The following is a 17,110-nucleotide window of genomic DNA, read 5'->3' as shown; positions in this document are numbered from 1 at the left end:
CCAAGGAAAACGTCTGGAGAAAGATCGGCAAACTCATTGACTTCTTTCCTCCACACGAATGCGCAAACTACTTCACGAACTCAGGATATGCTTCAACCTAAAATCATTTCGCTCTAAAAGTCACGAAAAGCTGTAGGCGGATATTTCGGCGCGTAGCGCCTGTTCTACACGCCCTCCGTTTGTGCTTTTCGTGTTTTTCGTGGCCAATAAAAAAGCCGTCGAGTTACCCCAACGGCTTTTCCATATTCCAAAGCGCCAGCTTACGCCGCGCGACCCGCCAGACGGGCCGCCTGTGCCATCCAGTTTTCGCGCACGATACGCGGGGCTGAATGGACGCGCGCCGACAGCCAGGCCACGTGTTCCGGCGTCCAGCTCGCCACCTGCCAGTAATGGTAGATACCCAGCATGTTCAGTTCGCGCTCATTATCGGCACCGATGCCCGAAATCAGCGTCAGGTCGTCGGGATAGCCTTCCGGGGCAGTAAGGCGGTGCGGCTCAAGGCCGGTGCCCGCCTGTTCGACCGCCGCGCGCACGCTTTCCGGCGTCATGGACGACAGCAGCGAGGCCTTGGGGCGCGAGGTGCGATCGAGCAGTTCCGTCACCGGCTCAGCCTTGACCGCCACAGCGGGTGCGGCCACGACCGGCGCTTCCGCCCGCTCGATCCCGGCCATAATGGCGGGTTCCAACTCGGTGGACACACCTACCGGCGCAGGCTGCGGAGCGGCCGGTTGCACGACGGGCACTGCCGCCACCGGGCGCAGCGGAATAATCTCCGCCGACGGACGCGGTGCGTCAGCTTGTGCGGCGGGCGTTTGAACGGCCTGACGCGAGGCATTGAGCGCCTGAGCCGCAGCGACCATCGGATCGGCGACCGGGCGTTCAACCGCCGGGGCGTTCAGTGGCGCGTCAAAAGTGGAATCGAGAATAGGGGCCGGGGCCTCATCAAAGATCGAGACTCGGCGCGCGGCGCGCTTCGGCTTGGGCGACAGGTGCCAGCCGACAAAGCCGCTGAACAGGAAGACCACCAGAAGCAGGGCCGCCGATTGTGCGATCAGCAAGTACATATGTTTCCCCTACCCTGCACGACGCGCGAGAAAGCCCGTACACAGGCCCAGCGCCGCCGCACCCAGCAGCAACCAGCGCAGCTCAAAGATCAGATAAAGCATGATCGGTCTTCCCCATAGACACCCGCATCGGCGTTTCGCTTGTGTCGGTCAGCACTTGCAGTGCCGGCCCGTACAGATACCCCTCGCCCTTCGGGACATAGACCTCGATTTCCGGCGGCAGTTCCGGTTGCAAGCTGCGCACGGCGGCGGCGGCCTGCATCAGACGCGCCTTGCGTTCCTCGGCGGTGACGCCGGGACGAAAATCCTGCGTCTTGAAGCTGAGGCGGACATTGAGGCCATCGACCTCATAGGCGATGTCGCCCAGGCCCTCGGCCTTGAGCGCGTCGGCGACCCGCGCTTCCAGCGCCTGCGGCATGGCCGGAAGCTGTTTATACAGCCCCACCCCTGCCCCGGCGGTCAGAAGCAGCAGTCCCAGTCCCCATACTGTTTTGGACGACATGCCAAGTTCCCGGAAAATCGAAAATCTGAAAGTGTTAACAACTAAAGCCCAAATCCGGACACCTGACAATAGGCCGCAGCTTGCCGGAGAGCGATAAGTTAGACGCCGCGTGTGACAGCGCCAAGACATACGCCTGTGAGGGGAAATGCGTTGAGTTTTTGCCACGAAAAAAGCCCGGCGGGGGGCCGGGCTTCTTCCAGTCGGGTGTTGTAACTGACTTACTTTGCCGAAATCGCGGCTTGCGCGGCAGCCAGACGCGCCACCGGCACGCGGTAGGGCGAGCACGACACGTAGTCGAGGCCGACCTTTTGACAAAAAGCGATCGAGGCCGGATCGCCGCCATGTTCGCCGCAGATACCGAGCTTGATGTCCGGGCGCGTCGTGCGGCCCTTGGTGCGAGCAATGTCAATCAGTTGCCCCACGCCGTCCGGATCGAGGCTGACGAAGGGGTCCTTCTCGAAAATCCCCTTTTCGATATAGGGGTTGAGGAAGCGGCCCGAGTCGTCACGACTGATGCCGTAGGTGGTCTGGGTCAGGTCGTTGGTGCCAAACGAGAAGAACTCGGCCGTTTCGGCCAGCTTGTCGGCCAGCAGCGCGGCGCGCGGCAACTCAATCATGGTGCCGACCTTGTACGCCACCTCAACGCCACGCGCCTTGAGCACGCCTTCGGCAATAGCCTTGGTCATGGCGACCAGCTTGGCCATTTCTTCCCTAGTGGCCACCAGCGGGTGCATGATGTCCGGCTGCGGGTCAAAGCCTTCGGCCTTCACGTCGCAGGCGGCTTCGAAAATCGCCGTCACCTGCATCTCATAGATTTCCGGGAAGGTGATGCCCAAACGGCAGCCGCGCCAGCCCAGCATGGGGTTGGTTTCCGACAGTTCCTTGGTGCGCTTCAGGAGTTTTTCCTCAGGCACCTCCGCGGCTTCGGCCACCAGCTTGATGTCTTCCGGCGTATGCGGCAGGAACTCATGCAGCGGCGGATCGAGCAGACGGATAGTCACGGGCAGGCCGTTCATAATCTTGAACAGCTCGACAAAGTCGGCCTTCTGCATAGGCAGGATCTTGGCCAGGGCCTTGCGACGGCCAGCTTCGTCATCGGCGAGGATCATTTCACGCACGGCGCTGATGCGGTCTTCATCGAAGAACATGTGCTCGGTGCGGCACAGCCCGATACCTTCGGCGCCGAAGCCGATGGCCGTGCGCGCATCCGCCGGGGTTTCGGCATTGGTCAGCACCTTCAACGTGCGGAATTCGTCGGCCCATGTCATGATCTGATGGAAGTCGTCAGAGAATTCCGGCTCGATCATGCGGATGGAGCCTTTGAACACTTCCCCGCTGGAGCCATCAAGCGTCACAATGTCCCCGAAACGGAAGGTCTGACCGCGCGCGCTGAATTCACCGCGCTCGGTCGAAATGACCATTTCCCCGGCCCCCGACACGCAAGGACGGCCCATACCGCGCGCCACGACGGCGGCGTGCGAAGTCATGCCGCCGCGCGCCGTAATGATGGCCTTGGCCGCGTGCATGCCGTGGATGTCTTCGGGAGAAGTTTCATCACGCACCAGAATAACGTCGTCGCCTGCCGCCGCCAGACGCACGGCGTCATCGGCGGTGAAGACGATCTTGCCGCAGGCCGCGCCCGGCGAGGCCGGAAGCCCGCGCGCGATCAGAGTGCGCTCGGCCTTGGGGTCCAGCATGGGGTGCAGAAGCTGATCCAGCGCGCCGGGATCGAGGCGCATCAGCGCTTCCTGCGGCGTGATCAGGCCTTCCTTGGCCATATCGACGGCGATTTTCAGCGCCGCGCGCGAGGTGCGCTTGGCATTGCGGGTTTGCAGCATGAACAGCTTGCCCTGTTCGACCGTAAACTCCACGTCCTGCACGTCGCGGTAATGCTTTTCGAGCGTTTCAACGGTTGATCGGAACTGCGCGAAGACCGCCGGCAGGGCCTCTTCCATCGAAGGATTGCGCTCGCCCATCTCTTCACGCGCTTTTTGGGTCAGGGTCTGTGGCGTGCGAATACCCGCCACCACGTCTTCGCCCTGCGCATTCAGCAGGAATTCGCCGTAGAGGTTGTTGTCACCCGTCGAAGGGTTGCGCGTAAAGGCGACGCCCGTGGCCGAGGTATCGCCCATATTGCCGAACACCATCGACTGGATATTGACGGCGGTGCCCCAGTCTTCGGGGATGTCGTGCATTTTGCGGTAGAATTTGGCGCGGTCGTTCATCCACGAACCGAACACGGCCTTCACCGCGCCCCACAGCTGATCCTGCGGGTCCTGCGGGAAGTCGTGGCCCAGATCGGCCTGCACCTTGGCCTTATAGTCGGCGATGACGCGCTCCCAGTCCTTCGCCGTTATGTCGGTGTCCACCGTGACGCCCAGACGGTCCTTATGATCGTCCAGAATGTCTTCAAAACCGTGGTGGCTGACGCCCAGCACGACGTTCGAGTACATGGTGATGAAGCGGCGGTAGCAGTCGAGCGCAAAGCGGCGGTCGCCGGTCAGGGCGGCCAGACCTTCGACCGTCTGATCATTGAGACCCAGATTGAGGACCGTATCCATCATGCCCGGCATCGACGCGCGGGCCCCCGAACGCACGGAGACCAGCAGCGGGTTTTCGACCGAGCCAAAACCCTTAGCCGTCACGGCTTCCAGATTGGCCAGAGCGGTCTGCACCTGCGCTTCCAGCCCGGCGGGGAAGGTCTTGTCGTTCTGATAGTAATGGACGCAGGCCTCGGTGGTGATGGTGAACCCCGCCGGCACCGGCAGGCCCAGCGACGACATTTCGGCCAGATTGGCCCCCTTGCCGCCCAGCAGGTTCTTCATCGAGGCATCGCCATCGGCCTTACCGGCGGCAAATGCGTAAACCCATGACTTGGACATCGAAAATCCCTCTTTCCTCAATCAGATAGGCATATCTGTTCATCCGGCTGGCACGGCCGGATACTGAGGCCAAAGGTACACGCGCGCGAGACCGCTGCGGAATAAGTTTTTATGTAATTCGAAATGCCCACCTCCCTGTCGTCAACGCGACAGGGAGGAGATTTTTTACGCCAGCTTCGACAGATCACCCACGCCGTCGAACAGACGCCGCAGGGCCGACAACAGGCTCAGGCGGTTTTCGCGCTCCGCCGCCACGTCGGAATTGACCAGCACGCCATCAAGGAAGGCATCGACCGCCCCGCGCAGACCCGCCAGCTTGTCCAACGCCTCTTCGAACTGCTCGGCGTCGATCAGCCGCTCCAGCACCGGCGTCAGGGCGATGACCTGCTGTGTCAGGGCCGTTTCGACCTCCGGCGCACCGCTGAGCAGCTTCGGCTCAGCCGACGGCAGAGCGCCCTTCTTGGCCTCGGCATTGAGGATATTGGCCACGCGCGTATAGGCGGCCTGAAGCTCAGCGCCCACAGGCGACGCCAGCACGCTTTCCAGCGCCTTGATGCGCGCCACGGTGCGCACCATGTCGTCGTCCTTGACCGCAAAACCGGCTTCGACCACGTCAAAACGCACGCCTTCGTCCTTCAGCATAACCTTCAGACGATCTGCGAAGAAGTCAGCAAACTCCGCCGACACCGCGCGGAAATCGCGGAAGGTCAGCAGGGCATTATCGACCTTGGGCGTATTGGCGACATGCTCGAATTGCAGGTCCAGATCGTAATCGCGGTCGGTGGGGATGACAAAGACCGGGCTTTCGAGCAGACCGGCGCGGAAATCGCGCAGATAGTTGTCATAGACCTCGGTTTCGCCCTCGGCCCAGCGCGGCCCGGCCGAACCGCGCCAGTTGTCCGTATCAACATAGACGGCGCGGCCTTCGCCCGCATAGATGAGCAGCGACTGATACCAGGCGGCGACCAGTTCCGACAGCGAGGCGCGCACATTGTGCTGACGCAGGATGCGCAAAATCCCCAGAGCCGCACGACGCAGGGCATAGGGGTCTTTCGACCCTGTCGGCTTTTCGTCGATGGCAAAGAAGCCGACCAGCGTGTCGATCTTGTCGGCCAGCGCCACGGCCGCCGACACGGCGCCTTCGGGCACCGAATCCGACGGGCCCTGCGGCTTATAATGTTCACGGATAGCTTCGGCCACATCGCCGGGCAGCTTGGCCGCTTCCGCGTAATAACCGCCCATAACCCCCTGAAGTTCCGGGAATTCCCCGACCATGTAGGAGGCCAGATCGGCCTTGGCCAGATGCGCCGCCTGCTTGGCCAGCGACACATCGGCCTTGACCAGCGGCGCAATGACTTCGGCGAGTGCTTCGATGCGCGCCACGCGCTGCGCCATGGTGCCCAGCTTGGCGTGGAAGGTCACGCCGTTCAGCTTTTGCAGCCAGGCGTCGAAATTGCCTTTGCGATTGTCCTCGGACCAGAAGAAGACGCCGTCCGACAGACGCGCCGACAGCACCTTGGCATTGCCACGACGGATTTCCGCCCCGCCGTCGCTGGCCACCTGATTGGCGACGATGACAAACTTCGCCGCCATCTTGCCGGTCGAAAGATCGCGCACGGCAAAGTATTTCTGGTGCGTGCGCATCGAGGTCTTGATGACTTCCGGCGGCAGGCTGAGGAATTTCGGGTCCATATCGCCCAGCAGTGGCGTCGGCCATTCGTTGAGGCCGGCCACCTCTTCCAGCAGGCCATGATCGTCCATCAGGGCGCAACCCGCGGCGGCGCAGGCCTCATTGGCCTTATCCAGAATCAAGGATTGACGCTCAATGTGATCGAGGATGACAAAGTTATCGCGCAGCTTCTGCTGATAATCGGCGAAGTCCCTGACCGCAAAGGCATCTCCGGACGACAGGACGCGGTGGCCCTGCGTGAGGTCGCCCGATGTGACGCCACCGACGCTCAGCGGAATGACCTGACCATCGAACAGGAACAGGATGCGCTTCAGCGGGCGCACCCAGCGGAAGCTCGACGTGCCTGAGCGCATCGACTTGGGCCATGGGAAGGTCAGGATAACGTCTTCGAGGATGCCGGGCAGGACCTCGGCCGTGCTCTTGGCGGGCTTTTCGATGCGCGCCATCCACACGCCGTTTTCCAGCACAAGCTGATCCTGCGTCAGGCCGACCTTGCGCAGAAAACCGGCCATAGCCTGTTCCGGCGCGCCGTCCTTGGGGCCCTTGACCTCTTCGGTGACGGCGGCCTGCTCCAGCGGCAGGCCTTCGACGTGCAGGGCCAGACGACGCGGGCCGACATAGGCCTTGAGGCTGTCCCAGGTCAGGCCCTGCGCCCTGGCGCGATCGCCAAACAGGCGCTCGAAATCGCGCGCGGCCTGAAGCTGCATGCGCGCCGGGATTTCTTCTGAGAAAAGTTCGATAAGTAACTGAGCCATTTGCTTTATCTCTCCTCCCTACGCTTGCGTGGGGAGGTGGATTTGCCGCCGCAGGCGGCGAAGACGGAGGGGGATAACACGGAAGGGGCGGCGCACGCCGATGTTCGGAGTCGCCCCCCTCCACCGCTTCGCGGTCCGGCACCGGCAGCCCGGCCCTCCCCACGCTGCGCGCAGGGAGGAGAAGAATGCTACACTCATCGCGCTTCCTCCTGTGCGGCCCATTCAAGCGCGCAGGCCTTACAGAGGTCGCGGATGCGGCCGATATAGGATTGCCGTTCGGCCACCGCGATGGCGCCGCGGGCATCCATCAGGTTGAACAGGTGCGAGGCCTTCAACACGTGGTCATAGGCGGGCAGAACCAGCTTATAACCCAGACTGTTGTCGGTATTGAGGATGCGCATGACGTTGCGCTCCATGTCCTCAAACTGACGCTTAAGCGTGGCGACATCAGAGGCTTCGAAGTTGAAGGCCGAAAACTGGCGCTCCTGCTCCTTGAATACGTCGCCGTACTTTACGCCGTCATTATTGAATTTCAGATCATAGACGTTATCGACGTTCTGAAGATACATGGCCAGACGCTCCAGCCCGTAGGTCAGCTCGCCCGACACCACATCGACCTCGATGCCGCCGACGCCCTGGAAATAGGTGTATTGCGTGACTTCCATGCCGTCGCACCACACTTCCCAGCCAAGGCCCCACGCGCCCACGGTCGGGTTTTCCCAGTCGTCCTCGACGAAGCGGATATCGTGCAGGGCGGTATCGAGCCCGATGGCTTTCAGCGAGCCGAGATACAGCTCCTGAAGGTTGTCGGGGTTCGGCTTCAGGATCACCTGATACTGATAATAGTGCTGAAGACGGTTGGGGTTTTCGCCATAGCGGCCATCGACCGGACGGCGCGACGGCTGCACATAGGCGGCCTTCCACGGCTTCTTGCCCAGCGCGCGCAGAACGGTGGCCGGATGCAGGGTGCCTGCGCCGACTTCGACGTCATAGGGCTGAAGGATCACGCAGCCCTGCTGGCTCCAGTAATGGTGCAGGGTCAGGATAAGGTCCTGAAAGGACAGGGGCTCTTTGGTCATGTTCGAAAATGCCGGACTCCAGAATGGCCGCGAACATAGAGAGGTGCGTCCGGCCAAGCAAGGTTTGCACGGAAAGAAAACCTGTTCAGACGGCGGAGAATCGCGTTTTGCTCCCGCGCCTGTCCTGAGATCAGGGGAGGCACTTTAGGGCTCCTATGACCAAACCCACCCTTCGTGACATTCTCCGCGCCCTGAAAACGCCCAATGCCTGGCTACTGCTGGTGTTGGGCTTTTCGGCGGGCCTGCCCTTTTTGATGACCGGCGCGACGCTCGGCTTCTGGATGCGCGAAGAAGGCACAAGCCTGACCGTCATCGGCTATATGGGCTGGATCAGCCTGTTTTACGGCTTCAAGGTCGTGTGGGCCCCGTGGATGGACAAGGTGCGCCTGCCCCTCCTTCACGCACGTCTGGGCCAGAGGCGATCCTTCATGCTGCTGGCGCAGGGCGGGGTAATCCTCAGCCTGATCGGCATGGCCACCATCGGCCCCACGGGGAATATCGGGGCCTTTGTCGCCGTGACCCTGCTGCTGGCGCTCTCCGCCGCCTCGCAGGAAATCGCCATCCATGCCTGGCGCATCGAGCAGACCGAGGGTCAGGCGCAGGAAGCGCTCAATCCGACGATCTATTCGCTGGGCTATAAGGTGGCGGCCATCGTCTCCGGCTCACTGATCCTGATACCGGCGGAGCGCTTCGGCTGGCCAGCCACAGTGACCGGGTTGGCGGCTTTGATGCTGGTCGGGGTGGCCGCGACGCTGATCGCGCAGCCGTCGCGCGCCGAAGCCCTGACGCCGCAGGTGCCCTACAGCTTCGACACCTATGTCGTCGTGCCGCTGAAAAGCTTTTTTCAGGAACACGCGGGACTGGCGTGGTGGGTGCTGGCGACCGTGGCGCTCTATCGCCTGCCCGACTATCTGATCGGGCCGGTGGCCGGACCGCTCTACAGCGACACCGGCCTCAGCAATGCCGATATCGCCTATGTGCGTTCGACCATCGGGCTGGCGGCCTCGTTCGCCGGCGTGGCGCTGGGCGGCGCGTGTCTTTTGTGGCTGGGGGTCGAACGCGCCTTCTGGCTGGGGGCGGTGACCGGCCCGCTGTCCAATATCTGCTTTGCCCTGATGGCCGCGCATCCGGGGGATGTCACCGTGTTCGGTGGCACCCTGATCATCGACAATATCGCCAATGGCATAGCCGAAACGGCCTTTATCGCCTTTCTGACGCGGCTGACGGTGAAGGAACATACCCTCACCCACTTTGCGCTGATGTATTCGGCAGCCGACCTGACTGGCAAGCTGCTGAAAGGCTTTTCGGGGCAGATCGTCGATGGGCTGACGGCGGCGCACGGCCTGTTTGGGGCCTATCAGATCTTCTTTATCGGCACGGCGGTGGCCGGGCTTCCCGCATTGATTCTTTGCCTGATCCTGCGGCAGCGTGGCCTCTTCAAGACGACCTGAGACAGGCGTATAGTCACTGTCCCAAAGGCCGCGACACAGGGACGACGCCATGATCCGCAACACCTTCATCGCCATCGCCGAAGACTCGAAACACCGCATGGGGGTCGAACCGCCGCGCCGCGATGGCCCGCCGACCCTGGCGCGGCTGCATTTCGATCTGTTGTCCGAACACCCCTACGAACTGACGCTGGATGATCTGAACTTTACGGTCCATTGCCTCAAACACGGCCTTGATACAGCGGATCAACAGGCGCGGGCGGCGTTTCTCTCCAAAGGGCACCCGTGCATGCGCGCCTCCCCTTTGACCAAGACCTATGGCTTCGGGGCGCATTATAACCACGCGGGCAAAATCGCGCTTTATCCTGCCGATTCCGTGGCTTATCAGAAGTTTCTCAAAGACCCAGAGGTCCGCGTCGAAAAAGCCATGCGCAGCAAACGCGCGGTGGAGATAGCTTAAACTCTCTCCGTAGAGGGTTAGCCTATGTGGTGATGATTTGTAGTAACCACAGATTACACAGATTTCACAGATTATCCGTTTTCAGCGTCTGACTGCGGAGGCCACGCAAACCCCGGCGCGAAGCGCCCATCTGTGAAATCTGTGTAATCTGTGGTTCTCAAACCCCGATCATCCCCACGGGATGATATAGCATTCACCAGATGTCATCTGTGGATCACTTCAGCGTACAGGCCCGCACCCACGCCTTGGGCCAGTCGGCGCGCAGTCGGGCCGCCAGTGTTTCGGCCTCGCTCAACGTCTCGCAGAGGGCAAAACAGGTCGCCCCCGATCCCGACATGCGGGCAAAGCGCGTCTCAGGCTGCGCGCGTAAAGACGCCAGCACCTCACCGATCACCGGCACCAGACGAATGGCAGGCACTTCCAGATCGTTACGGGTAGTGTTGAGGTAGTCCCACACTTCGTGAAGGGGTATATCAGGCAGGCCTACGGAGCCAAAAAAGTTGTCATCGACCAGCATCTCAGGCGGCAGAATATCCTCGCCAAACCATCGGCTATGAAGCGGTTTGTAATGACTCACTTCATCATAGGCCCTGAACACCGCCGGGGTCGGACATTCGACGCCCGGATTGATCAGGACGCAGGGCAGGTCAGGTACGATGACCGGGCTGACTTTCTCGCCGTACCCTTCAGCGATACAGGCCTGCGACCACAGGCACATCACCCCGTCGGCCCCCGTGTGCGCCGCAATAGCCTGTAGCTGGGCTTTCTTCATTTCAGGGCGCTGAGCCTTAAGCAGGCGCAACAGCGCCCCGGCATCGGCGCTGCCGCCTCCGATGCCTGACGCCAGCGGTAGGTTTTTGGTCAAACGCAAATCGGCCGTTATCTTCTCGCCAGTTTCAGCCTCAAACAGACGCAGGGCTTTGAGGACCAGATTGTCTTCCCCAGTGCTCAACCCCTCGGCATAAGGGCCGTCTATGGTGAACCGCCCCTTGCGGCGCCAATAATCTACATGTACCTCATCGCCGTAGTCGGCAAAGACCACGAGACTGCGCAGGGGGTGATAGCCCCGGTGATCCGGGGCCGCGACATGCAGATAGAGATTGACCTTGGCCGGAGCCAGACGCGACAGCTTCATTTGCGCGTTTTAGCCGGTGTCTTGACCGGGGTTTTGGGCTTGGCCGTCGGCGCCGTTTCGGCCTCGGCCACGGCCTTGACTTCCGGCACCGCGACCGTATCCAGCTTGGCCTGCACGGCGGCCTTCTGCTTGTCGTCGGCCTCCAGAGTCAGGACGCGTGCCCACTGATAGCGCGCTTCGATGGTGCGCCCCAGCTTGTGATAGACGTCGCCCAGATGGTCGGTGATTTCCGGATCAGCCGGTTCGGCGGCGATGGCCTTTTCGATCCATTCCAGCGCCTCGGCGTACTGACCCTGCTGGTAGTAGCCCCAGCCCAGCGAATCCATGATCGCCCCTGAGCGCGGCGTCTTTTCGAGCGCCTTGCGGATCATGACCATACCCTCGGTGACATTCTCCTTGCGCTCGATCAGCCCGTAACCCAAGAGGTTGAGCAGTTCCGAGCTGTCCGGTTGCAGGGTCAGGCCCTTTTGCGCCGCCGCCTTGGCCTTGTCCCAGTCGCCGGCGGCCTGATACAGCACGGCCACGGTGAACCACGTTTCCCAGCCGAAATCCGCGTCGCCATAGGCGGCCTGATAGGCCTCCATCAGCTTGAGCGCCCCGACCGTATCGTCCTTTTGCCACAGAAGCCGCGCCCGCTCGACCGCCAGGCCGATGTCCTTAGGGTCGGCCGCGCTCAGTTCGGTAAACAGGGCCTCGGCCCCGTCGAGATCGCCGGCTTCCTTGAGGCTCCAGGCCGCGCGCACCTGCGCCTCGCGGTAAAAAGGCGAGTCGGGCTCAATCGACGCCCATTCGGTCTGCGCCGCCTGCACGTCCTTCATGCGCATCAGCACCTGCCCGGCCAGAAGCCGCGTGCGGTCAAGCGTCGGCGTGGCAGCCTCCGTTTCCGGGGCGGCGTATTGCGCCAGCCTCAGCGTTGCCAGCGCCATTTCCGACTGTTGCTCAGAGGCATAAAGCGTACCGGACAGGAACAGGCTGTCGGCCAGAATCAGCCGCACATCCGGCGATTTCGGCTTGCGGTAGTCTTTGGCATCAAGCCCTTCGAGGCGCTGCCGCACCAGACGGTCCTCGGACACGCCCAGAATGTCAGTATAGAGCTTGCGCGCCTCGTCCTTGCGCCCGCGGCCCTCCAGAAAGGCCCCGTAATAGGGGCCAAACAGCACGCTGGCCGGACCGGGCTGACAGATCACCTTAAAGATGGCCTCGGCCTCGGCATGACGGCCCTTCATCTCCAGCAGACGCGCCTGATTGGCGGCCTGAAGAAACAGCACCAGACGGTCGCGATTCGGCGTGGTCCCGGCGCTCAACTGGCTTTCCAGCGTCGGGTCGATGGCCTTGTCCCACTGGCGCGCCGCAGCGTAGGACAATGGCTTGAGCAAAAGCGTGGCGCGGTCGCTGGCGCCGGCCTTTTGCGAGGCTTCGATGACGGCCGCGGCGGCCTTACCCTTGCCCTCACGGATCAGCGCGATGGCCTGCACCTGAGCGGCCACCGTGCGCGACAAGCGCCCGCCATTGGCGGGCACGTGGCTGCGGGCAAAGCTCATATCGCCGCTGAGCACCGCCGCCAGAAAGGCGCGTTCGCGCAAGGACGCATTGGCAGGGTCAGCGTCCGCCGCCGCCATCAGCGCCCGCGCGGCCGTTTCCGTATCGCCCTGCGCTGCCGCCAGACGCCCGACCAGAAAGTCGCCATAGGCGCTGGAATAGGCCTTATCGGCGGCCATGACCGGCGTGGTCAGGCACACAAGGGCGGCAAGGGTGGCGGAGGCAAGAACGGGCTTCATCAGGGGCGTCTCTCGATTACCGGCACAGTGAACGCAGTAAATCCGGCAGGATCAAGTCCTTATCGAAGGACATCCCTTTCAAAAACGTCAAATTCAAGGGAAAAGCCTGTGCCTCCTCCCTACGGCTTTGCCGTGGGGAGGAGATACATCACATATTCGGGTAGTTGGGGCCGCCGCCGCCTTCGGGCGTCGTCCATACGATGTTCTGCGTCGGGTCCTTGATATCGCAGGTCTTGCAGTGGACGCAGTTCTGGGCGTTGATCTGGAAGCGCGGCTTGCCGTTATCGTCCACCACCTCATAGACCCCGGCCGGGCAGTAGCGCTGCGCCGGTTCGGCATATTTGGGCAGGTTGATGGCGATGGGCACCTCCGGGTCCTTGAGGCGCAGATGGACCGGCTGGTCCTCCTCGTGGTTGGTGTTGGAGATAAACACCGAAGACAGCTTATCAAAGCTGATCTGGCCATCCGGCTTCGGATAGGTGATCGGCTTGAATTCTGCGGCGGGTTTGAGCGACTGCGCATCGGACTTGCCGTGCTTCAGCGTGCCCCAGGGTGACCAGCCCCCGGTGAGATTGCCCACCGTCATATCGAGGCCACCCAGCACCATGCCCAGCGTCGTGCCATAACGGCTGAGCAAGGGTTTGACGTTACGGACGAGCTTGAGTTCCCTGGCGATATCCGACTTCTGATAGGCTTTGTCATAACCTTCCAGCGTCTGCGGTGCGTCGCCGGACGACAGGGCTGTCCATGCCGCATCGGCGGCCAGAATGGCGCTCTTGATGGCGTTATGGCTGCCCTTAATGCGCGGCACGTTCACAAAGCCCGCCGAACAGCCGATCAGCACCCCGCCGGGGAAGCTTAAGCGAGGCACCGACTGATAGCCGCCTTCGGTAATGGCGCGCGCGCCGTAGGAGATACGCTGGCCACCTTCCAGATGCTCGCGCACCACCGGGTGCTGCTTGAAGCGCTGGAACTCATCGAACGGCGACAGATAGGGATTCTGATAGTTGAGGTGGACGACAAAGCCGATCGACACATATTCGTCGCCGAAGTGGTACATGAAGGAACCGCCGCCGGTCTTGTCATCCAGCGGCCAGCCCAGCGTATGCTGCACCAGGCCGGGCTTATGCTTTGCCTTCGGAACCTTCCACAACTCCTTGATACCGATGCCGTATTTCTGGACGTCGCTGTCCTTATCCAGCTCAAAGCGCTTGATGATCTGCTGCGACAGGGACCCACGCACGCCTTCGGCAAAGAAGGTATAGCGGGCGCGCAGTTCCAGACCGGGTTGATAATCGCCGTTGGGCTGACCTTCGCGGTCGAGGCCGAACACACCCGCCACCACACCGGCCACGGCCCCCGCGTCGTCGTACAGGACTTCGGAACAGGCCATGCCCGGATAGATTTCGACGCCCAGCGCCTCGGCCTGTTCGGCCATCCAGCGCGTCAGATTACCCAGCGAGCCGATATAGCAGCCGTGATTCTTCATATAGGACGGCATGGGCAGGAAGGAGATATCGAGCGCGCCCTGCGGCCCCAGATAGATGAAGCGATCTTCGGTCACCGCCGTTTCCAGCGGTGCGCCCTGTGTCTTCCAGTCAGGAAAGAGCTGCGTCAGGCCCGACGGGTCGATCACCGCGCCGGACAGGATATGGGCGCCGATCTCCGACCCCTTTTCCAGCAGGGCCACGGATACGTCGCCGCCATTGGCCTGCGCCGTCTGTTTGAGGCGAATGGCCGCCGCCAGCCCCGCCGGGCCGCCGCCCACGATGACGACGTCATATTCCATCGATTCCCGTTCAGGTGCGTCCGCCATGTTCGTACTCTTCTCTAATATTTCCCGGTGCCGGTTTGATCTTGTGGCACAGTTTCCGTAAAGACTGTAAAGACCCTGACGATCATTTTTCTCAAAGATGTCTGTTTATGCCGGAGCCTCACGCCATCACGGCCCAAGCCATGCGCGAGTTGGAAAGCTATCTCAGCTTTTTCAACGACCATGAGCTGGACGACATCTACGATGCTCAGCCTATTAATCGTCTTTTGGCGGAAAATAAATCGCGTTCTGTGACGGCGACGGCGCAAAACGCCACGGCCACGGTGACGCCCCTGCCGAGCGCTGTGCGCGTCAATGCTTTGAGGCCTGAGTCGCTGCGCCATTTTGATGTCGAGCGCGCCGTCGCGGCCGCCGCGGCCATCGCCGCCAGCGCCGCGACCGTTGAAGCGCTTTATGCCGCGCTGGAGGCTTTTCCGGATGTGCCTCTGCGCTATGAGGGCGGCAAGGGCCTGATCCGCGGACGCGGGGCCTCAGAGGCGGACGTGCTGATCGTCGGCGATGTGCCTGACGCCGATGAGGACGAGACGCAGACGGCCTTTCAGGGCAAACCGGGGCATCTGACCGACGCGGCCCTGTCGGCGCTGGGGCTGAATGCGCGCGCCTTACGCCTGCCTGGCCTGTTCTGGCGTCCGGCTGGCGGGCGTCCGGCCACCGACGAAGACATCCGCCTCACGGCCCCCTTCCTGCGCCGCCTGATCGAACTGAGCGCACCGAAGGTCCTCATCCTGTGCGGCGCGACGGCGGTGCGCAGCGTACTCGATTCCAACGACAGCGTGCAAAAACTGCGCGGCAAGGCGCACGATCTGACCCTTTCGGGCAGTGCCCCCCTGCGGGTTTTTGTCACCTTCCCCCCGGCGCTTCTGCTGCGCCAACCCCTTGCCAAAAAGGCGTTCTGGAGCGATTTCCTTCTGGCCACGGAAGGTCTGGCCTAAGAGCGCAACCCTTAATAGCTTGCCTCCCCATCAGGTTTTGATTACTGTCCACAGGCGTCCGCACTTTTCCCGCGCTGGCCAGGATGCACCGTTTCGACCGTTTCGGCTGAAAAGCTCAGGGTCGAAACCTCCCGATTTGGATAAACAACGACGGAGTGTTGCCTTGACCAGACCTGCGAGCCGCGCCCGCTACCGGCATGTCCTGATGTCCGCTGCTGCGCTTGCTGCCGTCTGTTTCTGTGCGCCCGCCCTAGCCCAAACCCCCGTTTCGACCGGCGACAAGACCGTCGATGCCATCCTCAGCACCCCGCAAACCGCCTATAAGGGCGCGGTCCTGCTGGCGGCCGCCGACACGCCGCGTAAGCCCGTCGCCTATACCAACCTGACCCGAACGGCTCCTAAGGTGCCGGCGGCGCTCGATCCCGGCCTGTCGCCGTGGGACGCGCAGCTTTATCAGGCGGCGTTTGATGCGCTGGACAAGGGCGATTTCGCCACCGCCGACGCCTCGATTGAAAAGATCAGCGACAAGAGCCTGATGGGCTATCTTGAGTTCAACAAGCTGTTCCACCCGGACTATAGCTCGACCTATGAGGAGCTGATGAGCTGGCTGGAGCGCTATCCCGATCACCCGCAGGCCATGCGCGTGTGGAATCTGGCCAAGCGCAAAAAGCCCGATGGCGTCGAAGACCCGCCGTTTCCGAAACTGGCCGGTGCGCAAAAACTGTCTTCCACCGGCCTGCTCGACGGACCACCGCGTAGCGAAGTCAAGGCGGGCACCGCCGGACCCGATTCGGCCCTGACGCCCAAGTCGGCGCGCTCGGCCTATAATGACGGTAAGCTGGATCAGGCACTGAAACTGGGCGTGCAGATCGGTGATCGCTGGGTGGCGGGCCTCGCCGCCTATCGCCTCAAGCGCTACGATGAGGCGCTGAAACACTTCGATTTCATCGTCAATGACCCCAGCCAGAGCGCCTGGAGCCAGTCGGGCGGGGCCTACTGGGCCGGTCGCATGGCCGCGAAAATGGGTCATAAGGGCGACGCTGAGCTGTATTTCAAATACGCCGCCTCCTTCCCCTTCACCTTCTATGGCCTTTTGGCCGAACAACGTCTGGGGGCCGAACCCGCCGTCGTGCGCGCGCAAAAGGGACAGACCCCGGTCTTTGCCGAAGAAACGCGCGGGGCCTACACGGCCAAGCTCAATGCCGACTTTAACTGGGCCAAAAACGACGCTCAGGCCCGCCGCGTCTCGATGCTGGTGGCCGTAGGCCGCAAGGCCGATGCCCGCACCGAGCTGCAAACCGCCATTCAGCGCTCACCGGATCAGCAGACACGCAGCAACTGGCTGGCTCTGGCCGACGCGCACGATTTATCCGTCTCGCAGATCCGCACCTCGGACCGTCTGTTCGACCCGGCCAACTATACGATCCCCGATTTCGAGCCGACCGAAGGCTGGCGCATCGACAAGGCGTTGCTGTTCGCCATCGCCAAAAAAGAGAGCAAGTTCAACGCCAAGGCCAAGAGCTATGCCGGGGCCTATGGCCTGCTGCAACT

At 62.2% G+C, this 17,110-nt stretch carries 12 protein-coding genes; 4 read left to right on the top strand and 8 right to left on the bottom strand.

Going from position 1 to position 17,110, the window contains the following annotated elements; all coding sequences use genetic code 11:
* Positions 1-260 precede the first annotated feature (260 nt).
* The 5 genes from Q0072_RS09560 to Q0072_RS09540 form a co-directional block, all read right to left on the bottom strand.
* A complete protein-coding gene (locus Q0072_RS09560) occupies positions 261-1,064 on the bottom strand; it encodes a hypothetical protein (protein WP_298329008.1) in 804 nt (267 codons plus the stop codon).
* Between the two features lie 82 nt (positions 1,065-1,146).
* A complete protein-coding gene (locus tag Q0072_RS09555) occupies positions 1,147-1,566 on the bottom strand; it encodes a hypothetical protein (protein ID WP_298329006.1) in 420 nt (139 codons plus the stop codon).
* A 218-nt stretch (positions 1,567-1,784) separates the two neighbouring features.
* Positions 1,785-4,448, bottom strand: coding sequence for a pyruvate, phosphate dikinase (ppdK, locus tag Q0072_RS09550; protein ID WP_298329003.1), 2,664 nt, complete (start codon positions 4,446-4,448; stop codon positions 1,785-1,787).
* A gap of 165 nt (positions 4,449-4,613) precedes the next feature.
* Positions 4,614-6,893, bottom strand: a complete 2,280-nt coding sequence (gene glyS, locus Q0072_RS09545; RefSeq protein WP_298329001.1) for a glycine--tRNA ligase subunit beta — start codon at positions 6,891-6,893, stop codon at positions 4,614-4,616.
* Between the two features lie 194 nt (positions 6,894-7,087).
* Positions 7,088-7,972, bottom strand: coding sequence for a glycine--tRNA ligase subunit alpha (locus Q0072_RS09540; protein ID WP_298328998.1), 885 nt, complete (start codon positions 7,970-7,972; stop codon positions 7,088-7,090).
* Positions 7,973-8,127: 155 nt separating this feature from the next.
* Between Q0072_RS09540 and Q0072_RS09535 the strand changes: the two genes are divergently transcribed.
* Positions 8,128-9,423: a permease gene (locus Q0072_RS09535; protein WP_298328995.1), complete on the top strand. Its 1,296-nt coding sequence runs from the start codon at positions 8,128-8,130 to the stop codon at positions 9,421-9,423.
* Positions 9,424-9,472: 49 nt separating this feature from the next.
* On the top strand, positions 9,473-9,880 hold the full coding sequence (locus Q0072_RS09530) for a DUF6157 family protein (protein WP_013480579.1): 408 nt from the start codon (positions 9,473-9,475) through the stop codon (positions 9,878-9,880).
* Between the two features lie 214 nt (positions 9,881-10,094).
* Here the strand turns inward: Q0072_RS09530 and Q0072_RS09525 are convergent, their stop codons facing one another.
* The 3 genes from Q0072_RS09525 to Q0072_RS09515 form a co-directional block, all read right to left on the bottom strand.
* Positions 10,095-11,015 (bottom strand): 4-(cytidine 5'-diphospho)-2-C-methyl-D-erythritol kinase, encoded by a 921-nt coding sequence (locus tag Q0072_RS09525; RefSeq protein ID WP_298328988.1) that lies wholly within the window; start codon positions 11,013-11,015, stop codon positions 10,095-10,097.
* Positions 11,012-12,793 carry a tetratricopeptide repeat protein gene (locus Q0072_RS09520; RefSeq protein WP_298328986.1) on the bottom strand — a complete coding sequence of 594 codons (1,782 nt, stop codon included), beginning with the start codon at positions 12,791-12,793 and terminating at the stop codon, positions 11,012-11,014. The genes Q0072_RS09525 and Q0072_RS09520 overlap by 4 nt, the downstream gene beginning before the upstream one ends.
* 148 nt (positions 12,794-12,941) lie before the next feature.
* Positions 12,942-14,609, bottom strand: coding sequence for an electron transfer flavoprotein-ubiquinone oxidoreductase (locus Q0072_RS09515; protein WP_298328982.1), 1,668 nt, complete (start codon positions 14,607-14,609; stop codon positions 12,942-12,944).
* 107 nt (positions 14,610-14,716) lie between these two features.
* On the opposite strand from Q0072_RS09515, the gene Q0072_RS09510 reads away from it, so the two are divergent.
* Both Q0072_RS09510 and Q0072_RS09505 read left to right on the top strand, forming a co-directional pair.
* Positions 14,717-15,559: a uracil-DNA glycosylase gene (locus Q0072_RS09510; protein ID WP_298328979.1), complete on the top strand. Its 843-nt coding sequence runs from the start codon at positions 14,717-14,719 to the stop codon at positions 15,557-15,559.
* A gap of 163 nt (positions 15,560-15,722) precedes the next feature.
* The coding region (locus Q0072_RS09505) for a transglycosylase SLT domain-containing protein (RefSeq protein ID WP_298328975.1) at positions 15,723-17,110 on the top strand (1,388 nt) is incomplete at its 3' end.

The organism is Asticcacaulis sp. (assembly GCF_027484505.1).
Classification (GTDB): domain Bacteria; phylum Pseudomonadota; class Alphaproteobacteria; order Caulobacterales; family Caulobacteraceae; genus Asticcacaulis.
Note: the sequence above shows the minus strand (reverse complement) of the source record. Positions and strands in the feature narration are given on the sequence as shown.

What these genes read in the sequence shown, in the direction of transcription:
- Q0072_RS09535 (WP_298328995.1), top strand. Translation starts at nt 8,128, where the DNA reads ATGACCAAACCCACCCTTCGTGACATTCTCCGCGCCCTGAAAACGCCC.
- Q0072_RS09515 (WP_298328982.1), bottom strand. Translation starts at nt 14,609, where the DNA reads ATGGCGGACGCACCTGAACGGGAATCGATGGAATATGACGTCGTCATC.
- Q0072_RS09525 (WP_298328988.1), bottom strand. Translation starts at nt 11,015, where the DNA reads ATGAAGCTGTCGCGTCTGGCTCCGGCCAAGGTCAATCTCTATCTGCAT.
- Q0072_RS09560 (WP_298329008.1), bottom strand. Translation starts at nt 1,064, where the DNA reads ATGTACTTGCTGATCGCACAATCGGCGGCCCTGCTTCTGGTGGTCTTC.
- Q0072_RS09510 (WP_298328979.1), top strand. Translation starts at nt 14,717, where the DNA reads ATGCCGGAGCCTCACGCCATCACGGCCCAAGCCATGCGCGAGTTGGAA.
- Q0072_RS09530 (WP_013480579.1), top strand. Translation starts at nt 9,473, where the DNA reads ATGATCCGCAACACCTTCATCGCCATCGCCGAAGACTCGAAACACCGC.
- Q0072_RS09555 (WP_298329006.1), bottom strand. Translation starts at nt 1,566, where the DNA reads ATGTCGTCCAAAACAGTATGGGGACTGGGACTGCTGCTTCTGACCGCC.
- Q0072_RS09540 (WP_298328998.1), bottom strand. Translation starts at nt 7,972, where the DNA reads ATGACCAAAGAGCCCCTGTCCTTTCAGGACCTTATCCTGACCCTGCAC.
- glyS (WP_298329001.1), bottom strand. Translation starts at nt 6,893, where the DNA reads ATGGCTCAGTTACTTATCGAACTTTTCTCAGAAGAAATCCCGGCGCGC.
- ppdK (WP_298329003.1), bottom strand. Translation starts at nt 4,448, where the DNA reads ATGTCCAAGTCATGGGTTTACGCATTTGCCGCCGGTAAGGCCGATGGC.
- Q0072_RS09520 (WP_298328986.1), bottom strand. Translation starts at nt 12,793, where the DNA reads ATGAAGCCCGTTCTTGCCTCCGCCACCCTTGCCGCCCTTGTGTGCCTG.